Source organism: Streptomyces sp. NPDC001709 (assembly GCF_053596375.1).
Genome location: NZ_JBSFGB010000128.1, coordinates 1 through 3,100 on the forward strand (window position 1 = coordinate 1; position 3,100 = coordinate 3,100).

Annotated in this window: 3 protein-coding genes and 1 pseudogene; 1 reads left to right on the plus strand and 3 read right to left on the minus strand. The window is 71.7% G+C overall.

Annotated features, from left to right (window positions below; all coding sequences use genetic code 11):
• Nucleotides 1–137: 137 nt before the first annotated feature.
• The gene (locus tag ACWC0C_RS48140; RefSeq protein ID WP_450871521.1) at nt 138–1,322 is read right to left on the minus strand and encodes a nucleotide disphospho-sugar-binding domain-containing protein; all 1,185 of its coding nucleotides are present in this window, start codon (nt 1,320–1,322) and stop codon (nt 138–140) included.
• On the opposite strand from ACWC0C_RS48140, the gene ACWC0C_RS48145 reads away from it, so the two are divergent.
• Nucleotides 1,268–1,705, plus strand: a complete 438-nt coding sequence (locus ACWC0C_RS48145; RefSeq protein ID WP_450871522.1) for a transposase — start codon at nt 1,268–1,270, stop codon at nt 1,703–1,705. The two genes, ACWC0C_RS48140 and ACWC0C_RS48145, sit on opposite strands and share 55 nt — an antisense overlap.
• Nucleotides 1,706–1,710: 5 nt before the next feature.
• On the opposite strand, the gene ACWC0C_RS48150 is transcribed toward ACWC0C_RS48145, so the two are convergent.
• Nucleotides 1,711–2,895: a glycosyltransferase gene (locus ACWC0C_RS48150; protein ID WP_450871523.1), complete on the minus strand. Its 1,185-nt coding sequence runs from the start codon at nt 2,893–2,895 to the stop codon at nt 1,711–1,713.
• Between the two features lie 19 nt (nt 2,896–2,914).
• Nucleotides 2,915–3,100 (minus strand): annotated as a pseudogene (locus ACWC0C_RS48155) (hypothetical protein); the annotation flags it as partial.

Here is a 3,100-nt window from a genome sequence, read left to right on the forward strand (position 1 = left end):
GCAGCACAGTGGGCACCAGGCCCGGCTGGGTGGCCACCACCACCTCGTGACCCGCCGCACGCGCCGCCGACGCGAGCGGCACCAACGGGTAGTAGTGCGTCACCCAGTTCCAGACCGTGAACAGCACGCGCAAGGGATCACCCTTTCTTCGTCGGCGTTGCGATCGCGACCAGTTCGTGAACGGCGTCGGCCAGTGAGGGCTGGGCGCGGATCTCGTCACGCAGCGCGCGAGCCGCGGCCATGTGGGCGGACGATCCAACGAGTGCCTGGACGTGCTCTGCCACCCGTTCTGGGGTGGCCTGCGCAAGTGGGATCATGTCCGCCGCTCCCGTTGCCTGCAGGGCCCGGGAGGTGAGCACCTGTTCGCTGGTGCGCGGCACGGTCAGCTGCGGTACGCCCGCGTGGATCGCCGTCGTGGTCACGCCACCTCCGCCCTGCGAGACCACCAGGTCACAGCTGTCGAGGAAGAGGTGCAGCGGCAAGTCCTCGACGATCCGCGCGTTTTCCGGCACGCTCCCGAGTTCGGCGCGGTCGCGCGCGGACACGGCGGCGACCACCTCGACATTGAGCGGGGCCAGGGCGTCCAGCACTCGGCTCAGCGGCACGATGCGCCCGCTGAACAGGTGCGAGACCGTGCCCCAGGTCACGCAGACCCGGGGGCGGCGGGGCCGGTCGAGTACCCAGCGGGGCGCCCGCGCAGAGCCGTTGTGCGGGGGATGACACACCGGCAGCCGGCAGACCGCGTCGCGTAGTTGCATGCTCGGCGGGCAGGGGTCGAGCGTGGCACTGCCCAGCACGTCGACCTCGTCCAGTCCAAGCCGGACACGGTGGCGGGCGAGGGCCTCCTCGGCGAACGGGGCGAGGCAGGCGCTGAAGTCCACACCCCAGATCTGCCGTACCGCCGGGACGCCGCACGCGGCGGCCGCGAGGGGCGCGGCGTAGTGGACGCCGTCGTACACGATCAGGTCCGGCCGCCAGGAACGTACCAGCCGGAGCAGCGCGTCCTGCATGACGTCAGCGAGCAACGCATAGACGGACAGCGGCTGTTCGCCGGCCTGCCGCGCGCGCTCCCAGTCCACGTGCTCGCCGCGTGCGGCGGTCTCGGCGATCGGCGATGACCAGTAGTATTTCTCGATCACCGGCGCAACGTCGTAGTCGGCCCCCGTGGCGACGGCCGGCAGGCCGGCGCGGATCACGCCGCTCACCCCGGCCGGCGGCACGGCCACGAGAACTTCGTGGCCCTGGGCGCGGCACGCCCAGGCCACCGGTGTCAGCCAGTGGTAGTGGGTGGGCCACGACCAGGCCGTCAGCAGGATGCGCATGGTGTGTCCTTGAGAATGTCGGGCGGGTCCGGGAGGAACGGGTGTGGCTGGTGGTGCGTTCGCCCTCCGGCTACCACGACGCCGGCCGCCTGGCCTCCCACGCCGGTCTGGCACCGGTGCCCCGCGACTCGGGGCGCCGCACCGGCAACCGCCACCGCACCAAGCCCAACAGACCTCCGGGCCGGCTGTTCCGCATGTCCGCCCGGTCCGCGATGATGCGGCCGGGGCCGTCGCGGGAGTACTGCCTCGAAAAGCGCGCCGAAGGGCTGATCCACGCCCAGGCGCTGCTCACGCTCGCCCGGCGCAGGGTCGATGCGCTGCGGGAGATGCGGCGTGACCAGGGGCTGTCCACGTCCACCCTCTCGGTCACGCAGACCGCTTGACACGATCACTGAGGTTCTCTCTCGCCGGGAGTCCGGCCCGCCAGTCGATCCAGGAGACGGACGGTGCTCACCGGTGACGGCTGTGCGGCCATCTCCCCGCGGAGCCGGCGCGCGGCCCGCGTGTGACGCTTGTCGTCGAGCAGAGTGGTCAGGGCCTTCGCCACGCGTTCCCGGCTCACCTCGCGTGATGCGACGCGCAGCCCGGCTCCGGTCGCCTCCAGGCGTTCGGCGGTGACTTCCTGGTCGGGCAGCAGCGGTACCACCATCTGGGGCAATCCGGCGGCGACCGTGGTCAGTACCGTGCCGGAGCCGCCGGGGCTGATCACCGCGTCGCAGTCGCGCAGCAGCTGGTTCAGCGGCTGCATGACGGCGATGTGCCAGTTCCGGGGCAGGTCCTCGGGCACGTTCTCCTGGCCTGTGGTCGCGAACAGTACGTCCATGTCCAGGTCGGCGGCGCCCCGCAGGACTTCTGTGAGCACCGGATCACCGCCGATCGCGCTGCTGGTGGTGCCCCAGGTGACACACAGCCGTGGGCGCTGCCGCGGCGGCAGCGGACGGGGCTGCCGGTGGCCGGCCCCGTTGTAGGGGAGGTGGCGCAGGCGGTGCGCGGAATAGGCGACCGGTACCTGCAGTGCGGGCGGGCACGGGTCGAGCGTGGGCGTGCTGCCGCTCAGGACGGGCTCGCCCAGACCAAGACGCTCCCAGAGTGGTCCGAACGCCTGTGTCTCGAAGTCACGCAGCAGGTAGGTGAAGTCGACGCCCCACAGATGCCGGACGGTGGGGATTCCGCACGCCCGGCCCACGGCCGGGGCGGCGTAGGTGGTGGCGTCGTAGACGATGACGTCGGGCTGCCAGCGCCGTACGAGGTCGAGCAGCCCGTCTGCCATGGCGTCGGCCATCCTGGCGAAGATGTCGAGCGGGGTCGGCGGCCGGCCGGTGTCCCGCGGCCGGTGCGGATACCGTTCGGAGCCGCCCGGGCTGGCTCGGTCGACCATCTTTCGCACGGTCGGTGTCATGTCGACGTTGCTTCCCACCGCGGCGGTGGGCAGCCCCGTGCGTACAGCGACCGGTACCAGCGACGGCGGGCAGCACAGCAGCACCTCGTGTCCCGCCGCCCGCGTCGCGCCGGCGAGCGGAACCATGGGGTAGAGGTGGGAGGGCCAGGCCCAGGTCACGAACAGGGTGCGCATGAAGCTCCTCAGGGCTCCTTCAGCGGGGCGTGGGCGCGGGGTACGCGGACACGCCGGAACGGCCGTCGCGTACCAGTGCCTCCAGCTCGGCCAGGATTTGGTTCGGCGTGGGCAGGGTGTCGTGTTCTTTCTTCAGTTGCCGGGCGTGGGTGGTGTGGTGGGGGCCGGTGAGGATCTGGGTCAGGAGGTCCTGGAGTGCGGTGGG